The 21,656-nt window shown below is 68.7% G+C and carries 23 protein-coding genes and 2 pseudogenes; 13 read left to right on the top strand and 12 right to left on the bottom strand.

The features are described 5' to 3' along the window. The 6 genes and pseudogenes from AC31A1_RS22260 to AC31A1_RS22235 all read left to right on the top strand — a co-directional run. Positions 1 to 111 (top strand): annotated as a pseudogene (locus AC31A1_RS22260) (helix-turn-helix domain-containing protein); the annotation flags it as partial. 5 nt (positions 112 to 116) lie between these two features. Beyond that, positions 117 to 809 carry a zinc finger domain-containing protein gene (locus AC31A1_RS22255; RefSeq protein ID WP_489654990.1) on the top strand — a complete coding sequence of 231 codons (693 nt, stop codon included), beginning with the start codon at positions 117 to 119 and terminating at the stop codon, positions 807 to 809. A 144-nt stretch (positions 810 to 953) separates the two neighbouring features. Further along, positions 954 to 1,607, top strand: coding sequence for a WhiB family transcriptional regulator (locus tag AC31A1_RS22250; protein ID WP_489654989.1), 654 nt, complete (start codon positions 954 to 956; stop codon positions 1,605 to 1,607). After that, positions 1,604 to 3,232, top strand: coding sequence for a chromosomal replication initiator protein DnaA (locus AC31A1_RS22245; RefSeq protein WP_489654988.1), 1,629 nt, complete (start codon positions 1,604 to 1,606; stop codon positions 3,230 to 3,232). Before AC31A1_RS22250 ends, AC31A1_RS22245 begins: the two co-directional genes overlap by 4 nt. Continuing rightward, positions 3,229 to 3,420 carry a hypothetical protein gene (locus AC31A1_RS22240; RefSeq protein WP_489654987.1) on the top strand — a complete coding sequence of 64 codons (192 nt, stop codon included), beginning with the start codon at positions 3,229 to 3,231 and terminating at the stop codon, positions 3,418 to 3,420. The genes AC31A1_RS22245 and AC31A1_RS22240 overlap by 4 nt, the downstream gene beginning before the upstream one ends. Positions 3,421 to 3,585: 165 nt before the next feature. Next, complete coding sequence (locus AC31A1_RS22235) at positions 3,586 to 3,753, top strand: hypothetical protein (protein WP_489654986.1); 168 nt, start codon at positions 3,586 to 3,588, stop codon at positions 3,751 to 3,753. Between the two features lie 137 nt (positions 3,754 to 3,890). Here the strand turns inward: AC31A1_RS22235 and ltrA are convergent, their stop codons facing one another. Next, positions 3,891 to 5,687 carry a group II intron reverse transcriptase/maturase gene (gene ltrA / locus AC31A1_RS22230; RefSeq protein WP_489654985.1) on the bottom strand — a complete coding sequence of 599 codons (1,797 nt, stop codon included), beginning with the start codon at positions 5,685 to 5,687 and terminating at the stop codon, positions 3,891 to 3,893. A gap of 891 nt (positions 5,688 to 6,578) precedes the next feature. Between ltrA and AC31A1_RS22225 the strand changes: the two genes are divergently transcribed. The 4 genes from AC31A1_RS22225 (at position 6,579) to AC31A1_RS22210 (ending at position 9,985) form a co-directional block, all read left to right on the top strand. After that, positions 6,579 to 6,956 carry a plasmid mobilization protein gene (locus AC31A1_RS22225; RefSeq protein WP_489654993.1) on the top strand — a complete coding sequence of 126 codons (378 nt, stop codon included), beginning with the start codon at positions 6,579 to 6,581 and terminating at the stop codon, positions 6,954 to 6,956. Beyond that, positions 6,953 to 8,677: a relaxase/mobilization nuclease domain-containing protein gene (locus AC31A1_RS22220; protein WP_489654984.1), complete on the top strand. Its 1,725-nt coding sequence runs from the start codon at positions 6,953 to 6,955 to the stop codon at positions 8,675 to 8,677. The genes AC31A1_RS22225 and AC31A1_RS22220 overlap by 4 nt, the downstream gene beginning before the upstream one ends. 82 nt (positions 8,678 to 8,759) lie before the next feature. Beyond that, entirely contained in the window at positions 8,760 to 9,191 is a 432-nt protein-coding gene (locus AC31A1_RS22215) for a hypothetical protein (RefSeq protein ID WP_489654983.1), read from the top strand. A gap of 95 nt (positions 9,192 to 9,286) precedes the next feature. Further along, complete coding sequence (locus AC31A1_RS22210) at positions 9,287 to 9,985, top strand: hypothetical protein (protein ID WP_489654982.1); 699 nt, start codon at positions 9,287 to 9,289, stop codon at positions 9,983 to 9,985. Positions 9,986 to 10,062: 77 nt separating this feature from the next. On the opposite strand, the gene AC31A1_RS22205 is transcribed toward AC31A1_RS22210, so the two are convergent. The 5 genes from AC31A1_RS22205 to AC31A1_RS22185 form a co-directional block, all read right to left on the bottom strand. Beyond that, the gene (locus AC31A1_RS22205; RefSeq protein WP_489654981.1) at positions 10,063 to 11,136 is read right to left on the bottom strand and encodes a hypothetical protein; all 1,074 of its coding nucleotides are present in this window, start codon (positions 11,134 to 11,136) and stop codon (positions 10,063 to 10,065) included. Between the two features lie 186 nt (positions 11,137 to 11,322). Continuing rightward, the gene (locus tag AC31A1_RS22200) at positions 11,323 to 12,009 is read right to left on the bottom strand and encodes an SPDY domain-containing protein (RefSeq protein ID WP_489654980.1); all 687 of its coding nucleotides are present in this window, start codon (positions 12,007 to 12,009) and stop codon (positions 11,323 to 11,325) included. 78 nt (positions 12,010 to 12,087) lie between these two features. Next, a complete protein-coding gene (locus tag AC31A1_RS22195; protein WP_489654992.1) occupies positions 12,088 to 12,369 on the bottom strand; it encodes a hypothetical protein in 282 nt (93 codons plus the stop codon). Positions 12,370 to 12,473: 104 nt separating this feature from the next. Further along, the gene (locus AC31A1_RS22190) at positions 12,474 to 12,845 is read right to left on the bottom strand and encodes an SPDY domain-containing protein (protein WP_489654979.1); all 372 of its coding nucleotides are present in this window, start codon (positions 12,843 to 12,845) and stop codon (positions 12,474 to 12,476) included. Positions 12,846 to 13,020: 175 nt separating this feature from the next. Beyond that, entirely contained in the window at positions 13,021 to 15,132 is a 2,112-nt protein-coding gene (locus AC31A1_RS22185; protein WP_489654978.1) for a hypothetical protein, read from the bottom strand. Positions 15,133 to 15,522: 390 nt separating this feature from the next. Here AC31A1_RS22185 and AC31A1_RS22180 point away from each other — a divergent pair, with 390 nt between their 5' ends. The 3 genes from AC31A1_RS22180 (at position 15,523) to AC31A1_RS22170 (ending at position 17,003) form a co-directional block, all read left to right on the top strand. Further along, the gene (locus AC31A1_RS22180) at positions 15,523 to 15,768 is read left to right on the top strand and encodes a hypothetical protein (RefSeq protein ID WP_489654977.1); all 246 of its coding nucleotides are present in this window, start codon (positions 15,523 to 15,525) and stop codon (positions 15,766 to 15,768) included. 497 nt (positions 15,769 to 16,265) lie between these two features. Continuing rightward, positions 16,266 to 16,496: a hypothetical protein gene (locus AC31A1_RS22175; RefSeq protein WP_489654976.1), complete on the top strand. Its 231-nt coding sequence runs from the start codon at positions 16,266 to 16,268 to the stop codon at positions 16,494 to 16,496. Next, entirely contained in the window at positions 16,497 to 17,003 is a 507-nt protein-coding gene (locus tag AC31A1_RS22170) for a DUF6233 domain-containing protein (RefSeq protein ID WP_489654975.1), read from the top strand. A 167-nt stretch (positions 17,004 to 17,170) separates the two neighbouring features. On the opposite strand, the gene AC31A1_RS22165 is transcribed toward AC31A1_RS22170, so the two are convergent. The 6 genes and pseudogenes from AC31A1_RS22165 to AC31A1_RS22140 form a co-directional block, all read right to left on the bottom strand. Continuing rightward, positions 17,171 to 18,190, bottom strand: coding sequence for an MSCRAMM family protein (locus tag AC31A1_RS22165; protein WP_489654974.1), 1,020 nt, complete (start codon positions 18,188 to 18,190; stop codon positions 17,171 to 17,173). A gap of 64 nt (positions 18,191 to 18,254) precedes the next feature. After that, entirely contained in the window at positions 18,255 to 19,133 is an 879-nt protein-coding gene (locus AC31A1_RS22160) for a hypothetical protein (protein WP_489654973.1), read from the bottom strand. Positions 19,134 to 19,173: 40 nt separating this feature from the next. Next, the gene (locus AC31A1_RS22155; protein ID WP_489654991.1) at positions 19,174 to 19,701 is read right to left on the bottom strand and encodes a DUF317 domain-containing protein; all 528 of its coding nucleotides are present in this window, start codon (positions 19,699 to 19,701) and stop codon (positions 19,174 to 19,176) included. A gap of 20 nt (positions 19,702 to 19,721) precedes the next feature. After that, positions 19,722 to 19,868: pseudogene (locus AC31A1_RS22150) on the bottom strand (DUF317 domain-containing protein); the annotation flags it as partial. A gap of 220 nt (positions 19,869 to 20,088) precedes the next feature. Next, the gene (locus AC31A1_RS22145; RefSeq protein ID WP_489654972.1) at positions 20,089 to 20,961 is read right to left on the bottom strand and encodes an SPDY domain-containing protein; all 873 of its coding nucleotides are present in this window, start codon (positions 20,959 to 20,961) and stop codon (positions 20,089 to 20,091) included. Between the two features lie 44 nt (positions 20,962 to 21,005). Continuing rightward, positions 21,006 to 21,656: HAD family hydrolase (locus AC31A1_RS22140; RefSeq protein ID WP_489654971.1), on the bottom strand; the 651-nt coding region annotated here is incomplete at its 5' end.

The raw sequence follows: 21,656 nt of genomic DNA, 5'->3' as shown, positions 1-21,656 counted from the left end.
CTCTACGCCCTTCCCGGCGGCACGCCCAGGCCCCAGGCCGGCATGACCCGTGCCGACGCGCACATGGCCGCCCTGCTCGCCGCCGTCGACAAGCGAACTGGAACGGAGTAACTACCTTGGACCACCGCGAAGTTGCTGCCGTACTCACCTACGCCGGCCGCCTCGACCCCCGCCTCATCCGCACCGACCCGGGCGAGGCCGACAACCAGCTCGACACCTGGCACGAGCTGCTCAACGACGTCCCGATGAGCACCGGCCAGGGTTGGGACGTGCGCGGGATCGTCCGCAAACGCATCGTGATGTCGCCGTACCCGATCCTGCCGGCGGACGTGGCGCGCGATTGGCACGCGTACCGCCGCGACCGTCTGGTCCGGCACACCGACCCGACCCCGGCGGCCGATCCGGACAACCCACAAGCCTGGCGGACGGAGCTGCTGGCGGCGCGGGATGCCGTGGCGGCCGGGCAGGCCGCCCCCTCGGCACATCGCGGGATCACCGCAGGGCGACACCGGCCCGGTCTCAAGGACCAGCTGGCCGCCGCCGGCACCTACATCCCGCCCGCCGCACGCGCCGCGCTGGCCCCCTATCGGCCTGCCCGCGCCGCCCGCGAAGCCACCATCGCCTCTGGAGGACCCGACCTTCTCGGCGTGCCGTGCGACTGGTGTCACGCCGACAAGGGCGAGCCGTGCCGCCGCCGTCGCATCAGCCTCGACGGAACCTCCCGGGGCAACGTGCCCCGCGCCACGGTTCACCCCGGCCGCATCGACAGTGCCCTGGCTGCACTGGCCCAACAGGCATCCGCCGCCTGAGTGCAGCCCCCTTCTCCACCGAAACGTTCCGCCTGCGGTACGGCCCGACGCCGTACCCCGAGCCCGCCTCGAAGCGCCCCGCCGCACCCCGTCAGCCGCCGGTGCCGCGACCCGCACCGACCGAGGCGACTTCCGGAGACTGCCTTGCGCCACATCACCGCCAACGACGCACCCGCCCCGACGATCCGGGGCATTGCCGACCACAGTTGGCAGGAACGGGGCCGATGCCACGGTCTACCGGCCAAGGAGATCGACAAGCTGTTCTTCCACGCGGCCCGCGACCGCGCAGCCATCGACGCGGCCAAGACGATCTGCGGCGGCTGCCCGGTGAAGAAGGCGTGCTTCGACTACGCCCTCGACAACGAGATTCGCCAGGGCATGTGGGGTGGGCTGACCGAGGACGAGCGCCGCCCCTGGCACGCCCGAGTCAACAAGCGACTTGACTACGCCCGGGTCAAGGCCGCCTTCGAAGGCCGTGACGTCCACCTCAGCGACGCCGAGCGCGACGCCGTCACCCGCCATGCCTACGTCCGCGGCTGGAGCCCCGAGCGCCTCGCCTACGCCCTGCGGCTCGACAACCTCGACTGGGCGCGCGACCTGATGCGCAACGCCGCCCACGCCGTTGCCGACCGCGACCGCTACTGGGGCCAAGCCGAACCGGAAGAGGCCACCGACGACGAGGACGCCGAGGACGAAGACGCCTCGGATGAGGACACCAAGGACGCCGCATCCCCGGTGCAGGTGCCCCGCCAGGCGCAGACCCACGCCCTGATCGCCGCTCTCCGAAAGGCCGCATGACTCACCCCATCGCCATGCCGTTCCTTCCCGCCGGCATCGAGCCCGTTCACCTCGTCGCCGCCGTCGGCGTGCTCGCCCTGGTACTGGCCCGATGGTCGGTCCGGCGCAACAGGACCCGGGCGGGCGGCCAGAGCGCCAGCACCCCCGCAGTCTGGGTCGCGGCACTCGCCGCCCTCAGCTGCACCGCCTACAGCGCCGATACCAGCTGGCGGTTCGCCGCCGACTACCTCGACATGGCCGGCACGGTAGAGCGGGCCATGATGTTCAGCGCGGCCGAACTGGCGCTATTCGCGACCGCGCTGATGGCCCGGCAGAACCTGAAGACCCAGGGAGCACCCGGCCTCCCGGGCGGGCTGGTCTGGGTGATCACCGGGGTGCAGATCATCCCTGCGTACGCCGAGTCGGGCACGGTGGGCGGCACCGTGCGGGCCTTCGTCGGCCCGGTCATGGCGGCCGTGCTGTGGCACCTGGCCATGGGCATCGAGCTGCGGCTGCACAAGCCGGACGCCGCCTCGCAAGGGTTGCTGGCCACGCTCGGACGTGAAGTGCGAGAGCGTCTTCTCTCCCGCCTGGGTATCGCCACCCGCAACCGCGATGCCGCGCAGATCACCAAGGACCGCGCGACCCGGCGGGCAGTGGCGCTCGCCTCCCTGCTGGCCTCGATGCCCGAGGAGCAGCGTGCCAACGGTCGTGGCCGCCGAATCACGCGTCGGCTTCAGTCGGCTCTCACGCGATCCGGTGTCGGCACCGACCCGCAGCAGCGTCGTGCGCTTCTGGAGCAGCTGGCCGCGCGTCGGCACGCCGCAGGGCTCGCCACCGTGATCCTGCCGTCGCCCTGGATTCAGCCTGCGCACGAGCAGGACGCCGATCGCGGGGACCGGTCCCCTCTCCCCGTGTCCATCGCGACGTCGTCGGTGAACGGGACGCCAGCGAGTACGGGGGAGAGCGCGGTCCCCGACGTCGGTCCCCGAAGCCCCGCATCGAATGAGGACCGGGCAGACGGAGACCGTACGGAATCGGGGACGGGACACAAGCCCGACGGGGACCGTCCCCACCCGGACTCGGTCGGCAACGGGGACCGAGCAGCCACGTCCGGCTCGGGCCTGCTACACGAGGGCCAAGAGGCGGCGGTCGGGGACCGGGAAACCGTGCCCGCCGGGACCGAAGAGCCCGACGACGGCGCGAGCGGCAGTGCCGACAACGCGCACGAAACCGCTACTCAGGGGGACACACGCCCGTCCCCGTCGACCGTCCCCACCGAGGACGGGGGACGGGAACACCCGGATGCCGAAGCGAGGACGGAGCCCGACGTGGACCGTCCCCACGCGGTCCCCGTACGGCGAACCCCGAACGCGAGGGCGTCCCGGAACCGGCCACGCGGCGGTCAGTCCGCTCGGTCCCGGAAGCAGCCGAAGCTGAGCGTCGAGGAGATGGTCGAACGGGTCCGTCCTCACGTGTCCGCGCTGCTGGAGCGCGACGGAAACAAGTCCCTGACCCGGCCTCAGCTCCGCGAAATCCTCCGCTCCCAGCAGCTCCCGGGCGGCCGAAACGAGCACCTGACCCCGGTTCTGCAGCGGCTGCGCCACGAGGCGGGCACCACGACGACACGGAGTACGGCCCGATGAAGATCTGCCACCGCTTCGCGCACATCAAGTCCGACTTCGAGCAGGACATCCGCCTCCTTCGCGTCCATGCCGAGCACTACCAGGGATCCGCAGCGGCGAAGACCAGCGCCACGAACGCCGCCTCCCTGACCCGGAACATGGCGCGGGCCTTGAACCGGCACCTCGATCGCTGCCCCGAGTGCGGCTGACTTTCACAAACCAGCAGGTCAAGTGCCTGTTTCCATCAATCCTTCCGGTAGCCCGGCCTCGGCCGGGCCACCGCCCCCGCGCTGGAGGAACCCACCATTCCCGCCCGTCATCCGCGTAGGCACACGCCGTCCACCGCCGAGGCCGCCGCCTGGGCGGAGGTGCTCGTGCGCCACCAGCTCCTGCACGCCGCTGTGCCGGCCCCCACCGGCCAGTGGCTCGTCCAGCACCGCGCCGAATCCCCCATCGAACTCCTCGACGGCCCGACCGACATGGTCGATCTCGCCGCCGACATCCAGCACCGCATCCGTAGCACGAGGAACCGCACCCGATGACAAATCCGACGACGACCCCCACCCCCGAAACGGGTGAGCCGGAAACCAACTCCACTTCAGCGGAGTCGGGTAGCCGGGGGCCATCTCTGGTCCCCGGCCCCCTCAGAACCGGACGTGCGACTTTCACCGCATCCGGCTCAAGCAAGCCGCGAGGGCTCTGCTGGACGGCAACTTACGTTCCGATTTCCGTCGTCTGCATGATACGAACGGTGACAATCGGCATGAACGAGGCGGAGGTTGGTCCGTCTATCCGTGCCGCCGCTGCTGCGGTAGGCGAAGTGATGCTTGTTCAGCATCTTCTTCGTCGCGGCGAACCAGTCAATCCATTCCCGCAGATTGTCCGGCTCGTATTCCGCTCCTTCGATCAGCGCCCGCCCGCAGAGAGGGCACAGGCCCTTCTGCCGGGCCGCCAGGACCAGACTCGTCTTGTCCATCGGCGGTGGCGCTGTGCTGCGGCGACGCTTCTGCCAGTAATCCGTCAAGGCCGGATCATCCGGGGATGCCGCGCCTTTGACGGGGTGATGCATTACATGGCGTGTCCAAGCGAACTTCTGGACGTAGGCGCCACTCGCGTGGTCGCCGAACACCCAGTTGTCGCGCCTGGTCTTGTTGAACCTGCCGAAATAGTGGCGTTTTATCCACAGCCCCGAACGGTTCTCGTGACCGCGTTTCACCCACTTGTAGAGCAGCTTGAACATGTAAGCGTCCATCGAGCAGAACACTTGATGCGACGCCGCACTGCGGTAATACGCCGTCCAACCCCTCACAAGCGGGTTGAACTTCACAATGACCGCTTGGGCAGGCGCACCCCGCAAGGTCCGCATATCCGTCCGCAGCCGCTTCCGCAGCGCGTTGCAAGCCGCCTTACTCGGCCTGATGTTCAGCTTGTCGCCGTGCCGCTGGATCGTGAAACCCAGGAAGTCGAACCCCTCATCGAGGTGAACGACCTTCGTCTTCGCCTCGTTGAAGCGCAGACCTCGCGGCGCCAGCCAGACACCCAGTTCCTCCTTGACCCGGTATGCCTCCTCCTCGTCGTGGCAGAGCACCACGAAGTCGTCGGCATAGCGGACCAGCACGGGCACACCGGCGGACGCGTGATGAGCACGCGTCCGATACCCGTCGGCGCGGAATCCCGCTGCCTGTTCCATCCCGTGCAGCGCAATGTTCAGCAGCAAAGGGCTGATGACGCCGCCTTGTGGAGTGCCCTCCACACTCGGCGCCCATCTCCCGGCATCCATCACGCCCGCCCGCAGCCAACCCCGGACGAGGTCCCTGGCGGGGAACTGCCCGAGCATGGCCGTCAGATGATCGTGACTGATGCGGTCGAAGGCCCCTTCCAGATCCGCATCCAACGCCCAACGACGCCTCGCTCGCGAGCCGCGCGCCGTCTGCAAGATGGAAGCGATGGCATCCTGGCAGCTACGACCGGGACGAAATCCATAGGATCGCGACTCGAACCGCGCCTCCCACTCCGGTTCCAGCGCGTTCTTCACGCGTGCCTGGAGCACCCGGTCACGAATGACCGGGATCCCGAGTGGGCGCTGCTTGCCGTTGGCCTTGGGGATGTAGACCCGCCTGACCGGCTGGGCCCTCCACGGAGCGGACGATCGGTGGCACTCTGCCACCAACCTCGCCCTCGCCGCTGGGGTGAGGGCTGTCTCCCCGTCGATACCCGCCGTCTTGCGGCCCTGGCTCTGCTGGGTCACCCGCTTCACGCTCACCAGCGTGTTGCTGCGGCTTCTCAGCATGAGCTTCTGCAAATTGCGGACCTTCTTCAGGTCCCCGTCCTGCGTCGCCTTGAAGATCCGCTGCCTCAGCCGCCGTACGTCGCGCTCACATCTGGCCCAGTGGATCCCGTGCCAGTCGGAGGCCCCGCCCTCGGGTCCGTTCCCCTCGGGCGGGCGGGTGGCTGCAGCCGCCCTGATGGTGCCCATGTCCGCCTCCGGTATCTAACTTGTCCGTCGGTTCCGGTCGCCTTGCCTTGGTGCTCCAAAGGCTCACCTGGTCCACGTGGGCGCCCTTTCGGGCCGGGCCACACGGGCCCGTATCCGGCGGGTTATGGCGGGCAGCGGGCGGAGAGTGCCGCCGCCCGGTTTTCCCCTGGCCTTTCGGCCGACCGGCCTTGGCTTCTTGGACCATCCTGTTCCTGCCGGGGACTTGGGCCTCCCTTGCGGTCGGCTTACCGGAACTACTTCCGGACCCCGTCAGGGTTTCCGTGTTCCGCATTTCGAAGACGCGACTGGGGTGGGCGCCCCCTCTACCCCGTGGCCGGCGGTGTCTCACTTCCGGTGTTGCTTGCACCGGAAGCCGCTGGCGCCTTGCAGCGCCGGGCCCTGCCCCGCTGAGAGCAAGCCATCCGCGGGGGTTCCATATACCGAGGCATTAACCAGGGGTTCACACGTGTTCGCCCGTCCAGTCTTCCCCTCGCCTGTGGCCTCTCGATGGCCGAGACGCCCTTGGGCTTGAAAGCTCAGCTTCACACCCCGCCGTTACCAGCGACGCATGTGAGCGCGGGGACGAATCCAGACACTGATTCGGAGGAAATTCCTTTGTCAGAACCTCTCCACGAAATCCACCTCACTTCGGAAAATGCGACCTCACGTCGCACAGCAAGTTGGTGCAAGAGCATTGCTCCCGTTGGGAGCAATGCTCTTGCGTCTCCCGCCCCGGGGGTGGCGGGAGCGGATCGGCACCAGGGGGCGCCGATCCGTCAGGATGCGACCGGGGGCGGCTCGCATCCTGAAGAGGGGGAATCCCACTCCTGCCACAGCACCGACTGCGCCCACGCCACATCGCCGAAGCCCCACGTTCAGCAGCGTGAGCGCCTGCGCGACGAGAAGAAGCGCATACACCAGCCGAGCTGCCGCATGAACGACGACGAGTACCAGCTCCTCGTCCACGCCGCTGCCGCCTGCAACACGACCATCGCCAACTACCTTGCCCGCGCTGCCCTCAAAGCTGCCCGCAACCTCGACCTCACCGCCGCCGAGATCGCTGGCGAGCGCGAGATGGTGAAGGAGCTGTTCGACCTGCGAACCGCGCTGAACCGGATCGGCAACAACCTCAACCAGGTTGCGGCGGCGCTGAATTCGGACGAGCTGGCGCCCCAGGCCAAGGCAGTCCTCGCAGGCGTCGACCGAGTGTCCCTGCGTGTGGACGCCTTGGTCCAGCACTACCTGGACGGCGAGCGTCCCGCGGCATGATCCCCTCAGTCCACGACATGGGCGATGACACCTACGGCCTGCTGAAGTACCTGTATGGCCCGGGCAACGCCGAGGAGCACATCGACCCGCACCTCGTCGCGGCGTGGGACCGCCTGGCCCCCGACCCCGGCCGCGACCCCAAGGCGACGTACAGCGACCTGCAGCGACTGCTCGACCAGCCCGTCATGGCCCTGCCCGAAAGTGCCAGGCCCGCCGAACACGTATGGCACCTGTCCGTTCGCGCCGCCCCGGAAGACCCGATCCTGACCGACGAGCAGTGGGCGGACATCGCCCGCCGCATGGTTTCCGCCACCGGTATCGCCCCGGATGGCGACGACGCCGCCTGCCGCTGGGCGGCCGTCCGCCATGCCGACGACCACATCCACATCATCGCCACCGTCGTCCGCCATGACGGCCGCCGGGCCCGTATCCGCGGCGATGGCGCCCGTTCCCAGGCGGAAGCACGGAAGATCGAAATCGACTACGGACTACGGCGGTTGAACACCGGCGACGGAACCGCCGCCAAGCGCCCCTCCAGCGCGGAACGCCATAAGGCGAACCGCCAGGGCAAGGAGCGCACGCCACGCGAGGAGCTGCGCGAGACGGTGCGCCGCGCCGCCGCCGGCGTCGCCGGCGAGCAGGAGTTCTTCGATCGCCTGGCCGGCGCCGGCCTCCTGGTCAGCCAGCGCGTCGCGCCCTCCGGGGATCTGCTCGGCTACAAGGTCGCGCTGCCCGACGACCGCAACGAGGACCAGGAACCGATCTACTATTCGGGCTCCACCCTCGCGCCCGACCTCTCCCTGCCCCGCATCCGCGAACGGTGGGCCGGCAACTCCGCCGAACCCGACCGCGACGCCACCGCGGACCGCTCCTCCGGCTCGGCGCGTGTCAGCCCCTCGACCGCACGCCGCCGAGCGACGTCGGCGTCCTGGCAGGCCGTACTCATCATCGACCAGGGCGACGACGGACAGATCGCCGCGCTGATCGCCGCGGGCGGCGAGGTCCTCGACGCGCTCGCCAAGACCTCGGCCGCGCACACCCGCCGCGAACTGCGAGACGCCGCCTTCGCGTTCGAGCGGGCCACCCGCTCCCACATCCGGGCCGAGCGAGGACATGCCCGCGGGCTGCGGCAGGCCGCCCGCGACCTCGTCCACAGCGGGCCGGCGCTCGGCCGTGGGGAGGACGGCGCCACCGCCGCGATGCTGATCGACATGATGTTCTTCCTGGTCACCGCCGCCGCCCAGTGGCACGGAATGAAGGAGCACGCCCAGCAGGCCGCGGCTGCCCGCCAGGCCGCCGAGCACCTGCGCGCCGCCTACCAGGCCGCCGCGCCGATGTATTTGGGCGTCATGCACCAGCGCGGTCGGCGTCTGTCCCAGCCCCTGCAGCGCAAGCAGACCGCCTACCTGCGCCAGGCGGTACCGGAGCTGGCCGAGCAGGTCCTCGCCGAGCCGGGCTGGTACGCGCTGGCCGCCACGCTCGCCGACGTCGAGAGCGCCGGGCACGACCCGGCCGCGCTCCTGGCCGAGGCTGCCGAGCGGCGGGAACTGGGCACCGCCGACTCGATCAGCGACGTCCTCGTGTGGCGGCTGCGGCGTATGGCCGACCTGCCCGCCAACGCTTCCGCCATGCCCGATCGCACAGCCACCGTGTCCGCCGCCGGCCGCGGTGCCGCGAAGCGGCCGACGAACCGCAAGGAGCGCTCCGCCAAGTCCCGCTGAATTCAACATTCTTAGAGTTGCAGCAGGTCAGGGACTTGCGGCACTCTCCTCGTGCAGGCGAGACGACAGAGAGGGAGACGGCATGTTCCGACGCAACCGTGCGGACCGAGAGTTCCGTGAAGCCCAGCGTGCCGGCCAGGCGGTACTGGCGATGCACACCGAGTGGCCGCAGCCGGACGGCACCGCTCCGGTCGCTGCGCCGGCCGACACCACGGTAGTGCCCGACTTCCTGCCGCAGGAGTTCCGGGCACCGTGCCGCCAGGACGTCTCGGGCTTCATGATGCGCTGGGACCTGCCGCTCGTCATCAACGGCGAGGTCCACGCCTGCTACTGCGGTGCGTACCGGAACTGGATCGTCTTCAACATGCGCGACGACTCGGTGTGGCTGCGCTGCGAGGCCGGCCACGAAGCGGAGGAGACCCGGCTGGACACCGCCTGGTACAACCGCAACTCCGGTCCGGTCGACCACTTCCACCCCACCCTCGAAGAGGGCCTGCGCCACCTCGGCCACTGAATTCGCGAAACCCCTTCCCCCACTCCTGCCTTCGTCGGCACCCGGAGGGCCGATCCGGTCAGACCATCCGTCTCGCATCACCAAGGGGTTTCCGTATGCGCCGTTCCACCACGATCACCCTCGGCCTCGGCGCCGTCTTCACCGTCCTCGCCCTGACTGGCTGCGCCAGCCACGCCGAGCCCGCCGACACTTCGTCCAGCGCCTCCGCACCCGCACACCGCGGTGGCAGCACGCCCTCGGTATCCGCGCCACTGTCCTCGGCCCAGCTGAACCACCGGCTGCTGAACGAGAGCGACCTGGGCGAGGGCTACACCCTCAAGCCCGCGGCCCCTCGCCGCAGCGACGATGTCACCGTCATCGGCTGCCCGGCCCTGGAGAAGCTCGGCACCGACGCGGCCACCGGCTCCGGCCTCGACTTCACCCGCAAGGCGAAGACGTCCTTCACCAACACCGGCAGCAGCACCTCCGAGATCACCGAGGAGCTGTACAGCGACAGCCCGGCGAAGCTGTCCACAGGCATCTCGAAGGTCTTCGCCGCGATGCTCTCCTGCCCCACCTACCAGGTGACGTCGGGCAGCACCGTCGTCGACATGCGCACCGAGAGGTCGGCCGCGCCGAACCTCGGCGACGAGCAGTGGAGCCAGCTGCTCACCTTCTCCGTCGGCGGGCAGCGCAGCGTCGTCAAGCAGACGACGATCCGCACCGGCAACATCCTGGTGATCGTCTCCGGCTCGCCAGGCCTCGTGGACGCCCACCTGGACAAGGCGCTCGCCAAGGCACGCACCGCACGCTGACCCGCTTCTGCACCTGCCCCGGTGTCCGGGCCTTTCCTTTCGACAGGCCCGGATCCCGGGGTTTCGTCGTACGGCGATCAGCCGTCGAGACGGAGTTCGCCCGGCTCGTAGCGGAGTTGGAAGGTCTCCGCGTGCTCCCCGTGCATCCAGTACAGGGTCATGGTCGACAGCATGCTGCGCTTGATGTACCGGGTTCGCGAGGGCATTCCTTCGTCCTGCTCGACGATCCAGGCTTCCACGCGCTCCGGCAGTCCGAACCGCAACGCGTATGCCTCGGGGTGCTCCGCAGAGCGCAGTTCCCACACAGGGTGTGAAGCTGCCTGATTGATGCGACGCAGGCGCACCGCGTGCGTGGGGTGCGCTCTCGCGTACTCCACGAAGTCGTAGAGATGATCCGAGACCAGTCCCAGGACGAACGGCGCTGCTGGAAAGGCCAGGACAAGACCGAGCTGTTTCCGGCTGTGCAGGGCCTGCGCCAGGTAATCGAGGGGGCCACGAATCCCATCGGGCAGTTCCACCTCGCCCGGGTCCATGTCCAGGAGCGGTCCGCGAAGATACGTCCGTATCTCGCGCACCTTCGGCCGCTCGGCCGCCGGAGTGGCTTCGAGCACTGCGTGAATCGTGTCGGCCGTGGTCCTGACGAGATTCCGCAGTACGGCAAAGTCCTGTGCGGAGAGATCGATCAGGGATATCTGGTGGGCCAGCGCGTAGTCCTGCGCCTCCGGGCTGAAACCGGACGTGGAGAAGATCGCGTAGCTATAGCGGTACCGCGTCCGTGGCCAGCCGGTCCCCGGAGCGGTGAGCGTGGTGATCTCGCCCTCGTTCACGTCGTGGATCACACCGTGGCCGTTGCGTACGGTGGGCAGGCCAACTGGAGCTGTGGTCAGGTACTTCGCCTCGACGAACAAGCGGACCGGCAGGGAGAACGGCGGGACGTACCGGAACTGTCCGAGCGCATCGACCTGGTGCCACGCCCCGCGTCCACGGACCAGCAGACCGTTCTTGTCCTCCTTCAGTACCTTCCACGGCTCTTTGTCCTTGTCGTCGTCGGCCGTGAGGACCTCGAAGCCGCTGGAGCGCAACAGCCAGGCCAGCACCTCCTCCAGGAGGTAGCCACGCAGGGGTCCTTTGCCGATTACTTTGCCCGCCACGACGGTGATCCTATGCGCGGCCTGGATCTTGGTTCCAGGGTGCCGTCAGGGGTTCGCGGATGCCCTGGCTGCGGCGAAGGCCCGGTGGTTCCGCTCCCGTGAAGAGAGCGGAACCACCGGGCCTGGGAGAAGGGGGGCATCACCCCCGTCGGTCCCCCGCCTCGGTCAGGGGCTATGAGCAGCCCGTCAGCCGCAGCGGACGACGGTGAGACGGTCCGCCGCGCCCTCGGGCAGTACCCAGCGCGGTACGGGGCCGGGTGCGGCGAGCGAGGAGGCGAAGGCCGCGACCAGCTCGTGCGGGGCGCTCGCGCTGAAGCTGGCGCACCACAGGTACGGCGCCCCTAGCACGGGCTCCGCCCACGCCTGCCACCCCAGAAGGTCATCGCGGGGGTCGGCGTCGTGGATGAGCGGCGGCAGCATCTCCAGCGAGACGTTCGTGGAGAAGCCCGGGTCGGTGGCGGTTGTGCGCGGGCGGTCGAGGTCGCGCAGCCAGCCCCGCGCGCTGAGCGCGGTGAGCACCGACTCGGCGTTCTCGAGCCCGGCGTCGGGGGTCTCGCTGGCGTCGAGCGCGAGCAGGAAATCGGTGAGCGCCTCGTGCGGTACGCCGGCGGTGAAGTACGCGTTCCACTCGGTCAGGGCCGAGGCGGCGTACGGACGGGCGGACAGCTGCCAGGCCACCGGGAGGCCGCCCAGCGCGAACGGGTAGGCGGCGAGGATCCACTCGGCGCCGCGCAGGCCGTCGGGGCTCACATAGAGCAGGGTGCTGCGGGAGGTCGGCCACATGCGCCAGCCGAGGTCGGTCAGGGTGTCGCCGATCCGTTCGGCGAGGACGCCGTCGTCACCGGCCAGGTGGCGCGGGGTGACCCAGTACATCGGGTCCCGCGAGTGGGGGTGAGAGGGATCGATGGGGTGGTGCGGGTGCAGGGGCGCCTCCGTCAGTTAGAGGTTGGATCACTGGCCGGTGTTCGGCCCGGTCGCGCCGCGTCGGCGGCGCGCAGGTCCCTCGGCCGGCGGCTGCCAGGTCAGAGCGACAGCCACGGCGGGCGGCAGGGGGCCGAACTGCTCGGCTTCCGGGGACTCGGCAATGTAGACCATCGGCTGACCGTGCTCGTCCAGCGCCTTCTCCACACCGCCGAGGCGGTGGGCCATAGGGAAGAAGGGGTTGACGGCGAGACGGACGGACGCGTCACGGTCGCAGCCGGACAGCAGGTCGAGTAGATCTCCGACAGTCATCTCGGGCGTGTGCAGGTCCAAGGTGTTCTCCAAGCAGTAGCGGACGGGGCCGCGAGAACAGAGTCAGGGTAAGCGGCGCGGACGAGGGGAAGGGGACGTGCCGGTCACATGGGCTGGGAGGTGGCCAGGATCTGGGCCACGACAGCAGCGATGATTTCCGCCGGGGTCTCCGTACCGAAGGACATCCGGTAGCCGGGAACGTTCGCGGTGCCGGTGACCGCGATCACCCAGCCCTCGCCCGTCACCCAGTCCTCGTCCGCGCCGCCGGGCCGGCCGTTCGGGAAGTAGCCGAGGTAGAACCGGCCGTCGTGCGAGCTGACGTGCATGTCGGCGCGGTCGTCGACGATGTGGGTGAAATCGGCCTCCGAGAACTGGTCGACCACCTCCATCGCCTGACCGGCACCGAGCTTCCAGGAGCGGAGCCGTAGGGCCGCGACCGTGGTGGCGAATCCGGATCGCGTCACATCCAATGCCACAGCATCACCTCTCTGACCTGGGAGTTTAGGGAAGGTCGTTTAGGTTGACATGGTGTCGCGGCGATCACCAGTCCCTGCGGGCTCTTTCCTGTCTGCCCCAGGCGAACTGTCCTTGGACGGCAAAGCCCGGCGCCCGCCGCACGCTGACTGACATGGTGCTTTGGCCGACTCGCCGTCAAGAGCGGCGGAGCTCGCTCTTGTCGAGGACGAGGAGATCCAGTCCGGCGTCGGAGCAGAGCTTGGCGGCCTGGTCGCGAGTCGCCTGGGGGACGGCGTCGACCGCAGCGAGGAGGTGGACGTCGATACCCAGACGGGTGCTCAGGGTGATGTCGTGGGTGAGCTGTTCGTTGGTGAACTGGGACGCGGATGTCTTGACCTCGCCGGACAGCACGCGCCCGCCGTAGAGGCCGAAGACATCGGCCTCGCCGTGCGTCTGGTCGTTGAACCACACATCGACGCCCGGTAGGAAGAACGAGTTCGGCTCCTTCTTCGTCAGTGCGGCGATCACAAGCAGGTGGGGAAGAAGGCCCTGGTCGCTGGCGCGGTCGACGAAGCTGTCGAGCCGGTAGAAGACGGAAAGGCCGTCTGCGGTGGTCTCGTACCGGGATGGAGCGGAACAGCCCGGGCACACCGGTCGGCGCTGCGTCTGTTCGAAGGGGTGGAAAGTGCGGACCCCGCACTGGACGCAGTTGGTTTCCACCCCGCGTTCGGCCCAGCCGAGTGCACACAGGCGTTCAGCCGCCTCGGAGGCCCGCTGCGGCGACAGCTCCAACTTCGTGGTGGGGCGGTACCGGCGCTCGGCGCGGCCACCCCACATGGAGGCCAGTTCTACCAGCTGCGCGGCGTCGTCGGCCCCTTCCGCCCTGATCTTCCGCAGCTCCTTGAGGAGTTCCTTGGACCGGGGAGTCGTGAGGGCGATCACGGCTTCGTACACACCTGGTTCGAGGAGAGCGGCGATGTCAGCCTGAGCCTGCAACGCGACCCCGAGCTTGCCCTTGTCCGACAGGGCGTGACGGGCGCTCGCCTGCTCCAACACGGCCTCGGCCGCCTGCGCGAGCGTGGGCACGGTCAGCGCGAAGATGTAGTCGTTCTGCGCGGGAGTGCGCAGCTGGATACTGTCTCCGCGCCATTGCGCGTTCTTCTCGACGAGCGACGCGACGCAGTCGAGTCGGGGCAGGCCGTCGAGCGGGCTGCCCCACACCCGGGCCAGCGCCCAACTGCCTTGGGTATGGAAGTGGACGGGCGAGGTGAACCGAAGTGTGCTCGTATCCCCGGCGAACACGTGCACGTCGAACGAGGTCGACAACCCGTACTCGCGATCCCTCAGCAGCCACGAGCGCGGATTGAGGTCGGTCCGGTAAGTGAAGGGAGGCCGCCGCAGTGCGGGAGTGGGGAACTGTGTGCCGATCTGGACCTCCGCCTCCGTGCGCTGCAGCTCCAGGACCTCGGCGATCTCGTGCAGTTGCTCCTGGGGGACGTTCTTGCTGAGCAGCATCACGTCGGGGGAGAACTCCGCGGGTCGGCCCAGCAGGCCGGCGAGCTGTTGGGCGAGGCCCAGCCAGTGCTGAACCTCGCCGGTGGGCAGCAGCAGCACGGGCATCCCGGCGTGGCTGAGTGGCCGTAGCGCGCGAGCGTTCCAGAACGCGACGCAGTCCTCGACGTCGTCGGGCTCGGTGACCCACACCGCTGCGGGTAGCGACCCGAAGGCGTTGCTGCGGTGCTCGCCGAACTGCGCGATCGTGCTCTGCAGATGGGTGGCTCCGTACATCTGCGTCCGGCCGTACTCGTCGGGCAGGCCCGCGCGGACGGCGAGAGCGGTGCGCCGCAGTTCGCCGGCCTGCTCCTCGCTGAGGAGGCCGGCAGCGGCCACTTGCCACAGCGGCGCGCCGTCCACGGCAACGACCGGCAGGGTGGACGGCTGCACAGGAGGGTTGACGTGCAGCGGGTGGCAGGTGAACATCGCGGCGCCGGCCTGGTCGATCTGGGCGATCCGGATACAGGGCAGGCCGAGGGCGGCAGCCACGCGCTGGGCAACGGCGTCGTCAACGTCCACGTTGACAACGGATTCGACCTTCGCCGTGGCTACGGTCTGGCGCAGTTCGTCAGGGACCTCGCCGTTCTCCGGCACGGCGAGGATGGGTTCGGTCATCCCGCCCCACCGGGTGCTCGCTTCCTGTACTGCCTGGCGGAAACCGGTATCGCTGCCCACGCGGATGAGATAGGCGGCACGCGCCGGCAGTACGGCGGCCTGCATCATCGACTGGCCGAGATAGTCCCTACGATCCATGCGGACGATCCTCGCAGTACCAGGAAGGCGCTCACGCTGTTTCGCCCCACTCGAACATCATGCGTGGCGGTGTGCAACGCGGCGTCCATGACGAGAGATCAGGCGACCCCAGCGGGCGCGCACGCCCGTGTAGGGGGCGCGTCCTTCCCTCAGCGTCGGTGGGCGTACGGAGGATGACCAAGTGATCGCCGGAGGCATGTGACCTGTGGCAAGCTCATCTCCCTGGGGGAGGGGAACGACCGACTGATGACCCATTACCAATGCGGATCGTGCTCGTATCAGAGCGACCATCTCGGCGAGGCTCAACAGCACTCGCACCAGACGGGCCACGTTTGCGTCGGCAAGGACAGTGCCGGGCCAGTCGGAGGTAAGTTCGGCAAGACCAGGGTCGTGCTTAAGGCCGGCGCCAGCGTTCTAGCCGCCACCACCATTGGGGTCCTCGCCTGGAAGCACAAGGAGCTTCAGGAAGAGCACGAGGGGCTCCAGACGAAGCACGAAGGGCTCCTGTCCATGGCTGCCGGACTGGTCATGCAGTTGGCGGAGTCGACGGCGGACAACGAGAGCCTGAAGTCGGAGAACGACTACCTGAAGTCGGCCACCGGTGCCTCGAAGACGCTCAAGAGCTACGACTGCTGAGTGAGGGCGTACTACGGGTAGTGCCACTGAACGAGAGGGAGCGTGTCGAGGAGTACGTCGCGCTCATGGAACGGGGAACGGTCCCCACAGCAGTGGCGATCTCTACGCTGGACGTGTGCCAGCCCCCCTCGGCTTGGGCGATGCCCCCTCCGCACACTGGCGCCGACCCACTTCCTCCTCGACGGCCACCACAAACTGGAAGCCGCTGCCACAGCTGGACGTCACAAGGGTCGTGTGACCTCCAGCGATACATGGCCAGCCCGCCCGACATATCCGCAGGTCGCGGACCCTGCGCTCAACCACAGTTGGCCAGAGTGCCCAGCGATAGTTGGCCAGCCGGGCCCCGGACTGAGCGATTCCGTAGACGTAAGTGCAGGTCAGGTGACCGCTAGGGAGTGAGTGGCCATCTATTGCTGAGCACTGGCCATCTATCCCTGGACGTCACAGGTCGACCTGCACGGATGCGCATGAAATCGAACACGTGATGCAATAACTGTATGCGATGCTCTGCATTCCCCGAGGACCTGATCGCCGCACACTACGAGTGGGACCGCACATATCGAGCGCTTTCCGATCCCTCCTGCCGAGGCAGGACGACTGCGCTGCGGCGGCGCCTGCTGGAGTTGTCGGTACGGGTGGGTTGTCACCCGTACTGGCGCATGGCGGGCTCGGGCCAGCGGGCGGCTCTGCGCATGCGGGCACGTGAGCTGGAGTCCGGGGTGCGGTAGATGGACGGAACGTCCGGAGACCGGCGGTCGGCGAACGGGACTCCGGCCAGGATCTTGCTGGCTCTGCCTGACGGACAGGGCGTGGAAGTGCGGCTTTACGAGCGGCTTCATGCTAAGCGAGGGCATCCGTGGCGGTATCGGATCGGCGTACCCGCCTGGATCACGACGGAGGAGGGTGTGGAGCCTGCCGAGTACTCGGTGTGGGTCACGGACAAGCAACTCAAGCCGATCGAGGGTGTGGACTTGTCGGTCGTGCCGACGCGTCGGCGTCCTGACCCCCTGCGGCCTCCGAAACCGTCGGGGTGGGTCGTACGGCCTGATCCGCGACGTCGCGGAGGGACGGTCGTGCACGATGCTGTCTGCCCCGATGCGACGGGCGGAGGCAAGGAACTGGGCACGCTGGAGGCCCTGGACGCGTTGATGCGGCCGGGCGCTTCAGCGTGCCATGAGTGCTGTGCGGCCGAAGCCCTTGTTCCTGCACTGGAGTTGGGCAAGGGGTACGGGTAGCTGCCACCGCGTTCCGGGGCCCCGCAACCGCTGTGAGTCGCTCGCCGGTACCAGCCGTGGGCTGGGCGAGCGGCCATCTGGTTTGTCCGTCTACCGGGCAGACGAAAGCCCCCGAAGTCCGTGACTGAGGGAGATCGGGGGCTGGTGCAACGGCCTGGAGGGCTGTGTCAGTCCTGGGCGCTGTCGCTGTCGTGCTCGGTACGGCGGCGCCGTGCTGCGAAGACAGCTCCACCGCCGGCGGCGAGGAGGACACCGGCGCCGCCGAGCAGCCAAGGGGTGGCGTCGGCGCCGGTGTGGGCGAGGGAGCCCCTAGGGGCGGGTGCCGTGTTGCTTGGCGCGGTCGAATCGGCGACTGGGGCATCGGACGACGCGGTGGACGTCGAGGCGGGGCTGTCGCTCTGCTCCGGGGTCGAGGTGCCTGGTATGGATGCATCGGCGGTCGGCTCGTCGGACGGCTTCTCGGAGGAGGGGGGTGCGGGAGTCGTGCCGCTGATCTCCTTGGCGTTGGTGACAGTCACGGTCACCGGATCGCCCGGCTTAGCCCTGAATGCCTTCGAGGGCTTGTAGATCTCGTAGCCGGCGGGCGCCTTCACCTGTTTGACCCAGAAGTCGCTGCCGGTGCGGGAGTTGATGGGGAGCTTGCCGGTGGCCGTTCCGTCGGAGCCGGTCGCCAGCGTCAGGATGATCTTATCGCCGCTGCCGATGTTGACCGTGGATCCGGCCAGCAGTTTGCCGGTCTTGTCGCCCTTGGCCTTCAGCAGAACCGAGGCGGTCTTGAACGGGTCGATGATCGTTAGCGGGGTGTCGGCACCGGGGGTGACGATGACGTCCTGGTCGTCGACAACGTCGTGCAGCGGGCTGCCGGAGGCCGTCTCCTTGAGCCGGTAGACACCGGGCGCGAGGTTCTGGAAGGTCAGCTGGCCCTCGGCATCGGTGGTGCCGCGGGTGGCCTGCTTGCCGGTGGAGTCGAGCAGGGTGAATGTGGCGCCGGCGAGAACATCGCCGCCCGGGTCCTTCTTCAGGATGGTGACGCTGCCGTTCCCGGCCGCGCTCAGCGGAGTGATGGACGTGGACGGGGTCGGCTCGGGTGTCTGCGCGGAGGCGACTGGGGCCAAGGCCACCGCGCCGGTCACCGTGGCAACGGTGACGGCCACGACGGACAGGCGGTTGGCGGAACAGGTAGGCAAGAAGGAGCTCTCCTGGAGGGGACGCGGGCAGGGCTGCCCGTCGGTGCAAGCGGGATAGGCCCGGTCAGCGGGTACGGGTCGGCGACGGCTGGGGCGGCGGGGCCGGACGAGCTTGCCCGGGAAGGTGCGCGGGGGCGTCGATCGTGCTTCCGCGGGCGGCGGCTCGGACGAGGCGTTGCTGGTCCTCGATCGACAACGTCGCGATGTGCGACAGTCCCTGCACGACGGTGGCACTGCGGAGTGCGTCGGCCGGTAGGCCGGCGGCGTGCACGATCCGGGCGGCGGCCTCGGCTTCGATCAGGAGGCCGAACGCCGGTGGGATGTTGAGCAGTTGGGCGGCGTGTTCGCGGCTTTCGGTCAGTGCCTCAGGGAGGTGAAAGTCGTCGTCGAGGACGTCGTCGACGATGTCCAACCACAGCAGCGTGGCCTGATGGAGGCGGGTGAGGAAGTCGGCGTCAGTGAGCCAGCATCCCCGGGCGGGTTCGGGATCCGTATCGACACGTGCTGGCCGCCGTTGTGCGCTGTCAGCACGTGTGGTCGGGGATGATTGAGACATCCAGACCTTGAGGTAGTCCTGGACGGCATGGCTCAGGGCTCTGACGGCGGCGCCGATCCAAGGTGAACTGTCGTCGCCGTGCCAGTCCCGTACGACGCCGTAGCCGTCGTGTCCGGGCTGTCTGCCGAGGCGCGCATCTCGTACGGCGAACGTGCCGTGGTCGGCGAAGGACAGGTACGCGTGGTCGAGGGCGCCTCGGTCTGGATGGAGGATGCTCAGGCGCAGTCCGCCGTACTCACGGTGTCGGATGGTCTGGGCGAATTCGATGCGTAGGCGCAGCGGCGAGTCGGGCGAGATGACCGCGTAGCAGGCGTCGCCGATCACCCGTCGTTCGTGGACGGGCAGGGCGAGCAGGTCGGTGAAGAAGTGTTGGGCGTGCAGGGACAACGGCGATGCTCCTCGGCAGCGGACAGTTCTGCGGGGCCGTTTACCTGCGTTGACCAACCAACGAGGTGGGAAGAGCGGACTGCGTGGATACGTTGCCCGGTACCCCGGCCGCCGAAGTGTGCGGGGACGGCAAGGGCGGCGAGGAGGTCGCTCGGCTCTGTGCCGGGGCCCCCGGGTGCGCGACAGAGTCGGTCAGGGCGGCGGGGAGGGTGAGATGGCGGCGTGTGTCGGTCGGGATGTTCCACACAGCCCGCGCGAGCGGCACGGGTGAGCCCAGGGAGGGAACGAACGCTGCGACCAGGGAAGCGGGCACGGCGGAGGAGAACGTGGCCTTCCACAGCGGGTAGTCCGGTGACCCGCCCCACGCGGACCAGACCGGTGCTGCCCAAGTCCTGGTGCACGTAGGCGTGTTGCAGCGCGCCGTAGCCGTCCGGGCTGCGGAAACTGGACCCCGTCCCTCTTGACCGTGTGGTGCCAGCCTGCCGTGAGCAACGGCAGGTATACGTCTTGGGGGCAGACGTCGTCTGGGCGCAGTAGATCGCGCTCGCCCTGTCTGTCCGCCTCGCACAGCGCGAACACTGCGGTGTACAGGTCGCGGACGAGTTCGACGGGGGTGCTGCGGTCGAGCGTGGCCGTCCAGGTGGCCGGCCGGAAGGGGTCCTTCTGCGCGGCGACCAGCCACTCTCCGCTGTGTGGGTGGGTCTCTGAGGGTATGTGTCCGGCGAGCAGGCGCATGCCGGGGCTGACGGCAATAGCTGGTCCGTCTGAGGAGTGGGTCAGAGTCCAGTCCTGGCCGAGGGGAAAGGGCCACACGTCGGCGAGGTCGTGAACACCGGGGTCGGCGAGGTGGCGGGGCAGGACCTCGACCACGTCGTGGTCGTCGAGATCGTCCAGCGGGCTGAGCGGCACAAGGTCCTTTCATTGGACGGGAGTTGCTGGTCGTGGACGGCGCGGATCAGCGACGCGCGGCGGTACGTGGGGCGGCGGTGGAGACAGGAAGGCTGGTGGTGCTCCAGCGCGGGACGCTGCGGGTGCCAAGTGCAGGTGAGCGGTGGGCGGCGGCGTTCTGGACGTCGAGTGGGGTCGGAACCGGGGGCGCGGGCGGTGTGACGGGGGTGAGCCTCGCTGTCTCGCGCAGCCGCGGGAGCAACGAGTCTTTCCAACGCGGCAGGGGGGCTGGGTCGGAGACGCTCTGGGTGATGGCCTTCACCAAGGCGATGGGGGTGTTGGTAGTGGCAGTGGCATACCAGCGGGCGTAGCCGCTCTTCGGACCACCCCATAGGTGCCATCGGGCCCCAAGGGTGGTGAGTTCCTTCTCGGGGTCAAGCCGGTTGGTGGTGTATTCGCAGGTGGCCATCCCGTCCGGAGGCTGTAGTGCGATCACGCCCCAGCGCGGTTGCTGGAACTGCCAGCCGTTCTTGATCAGCGGGACGACGGCGTCGAAGGCGCCGAGAACGGGGTCCTTTAGATCGGGCTCGGCAAGGTAGGTGTCGGGGCCGGCGGTGTACGCCTGGGCGAGGGTGGTGGTGAAGGCAGTCACGAACTCGGTGGGCACGGAGTCGTTGAAACTCACGCCCCACGCGGGCGGGCCGAAACGGTCGCGGTAGGCGTTGATCCTCCACAATCCGTCGTCGTCTCCCTCGGGCAGGTACCCGAGTCGGACGCGGTGGTCGGCAGCGGTGACGTAGACGTTGCCTAGGTCGTCGTGACGGAGATCAAAACCGAGCGCGAGGAGCGGCTTCAGTGCAGGGTCACCGGTGTAAGTGCTACCGGCGAGGTGGCGGGGCGAGACGTAGACGTCACCGTCGATCTCTTCGGTGTCGGGCACGAAGGTCCAGGGGTCGGGGCTGTAGTGAGCGGCGTGGTGCGCGGTCAGGAACCGGTCCGCTGCGCGAGGGCGGGCAGCAACTGCTGTTCCAGGTCTGCGGGTTGGCCGGTGTAGTGCAGGGTGCGCAGGCCCAACTCGGCGGCGGCCCGGCAGTTGTCCTCGCGGTCGTCGACGAACAGCACGCGTCCCGGGTCGGCGATGCCGGTGGCGGCCAGGGCGTGTTCGTACGCGGCCGGATCCGGCTTGCACAGGTTCAGACGGGCGGAGTACTGGGCGTCATCCATCAGTTCGCGACGCCAGTTGGTGGCGTCCAGGACGTTGCTGAGGAAGTGCGGGGCGTTGGAGAGCAGGACCATGGACGTCTCCGCGGTCCTGGCGCGGTACAGGATGTCGAGGACGTGGGGGTCGGTGTGGGTCCACATGGCGGTGTCGGCCGTACGTAGTTCGCGCAGCAGGCGCGGGCCGGGGTGGTAGCCGAGCACCTTGGCCCAGTACGCGAGGTCGCTGAGCTGGCCGGCGTCGTACCGTTCGCGGGCGTTCCAGAAGGCGTGCTGGAGGGAGGCGAGGTCGCCGTCGGGCCAGCCGGCCAGCCGGGCGAGGTGCTGCCACTGGCCGAGGGTGGGCTGCAGGCCGATGACGCCGTTGTAGTCGACGATGACGGCGTCCACGCCGGTCGGGGAGGCGGGGGTGTGGGT

This window comes from Streptomyces sp. P5F9, assembly GCF_057961495.1.
This window is presented reverse-complemented; position numbering and strand designations above follow the sequence as displayed.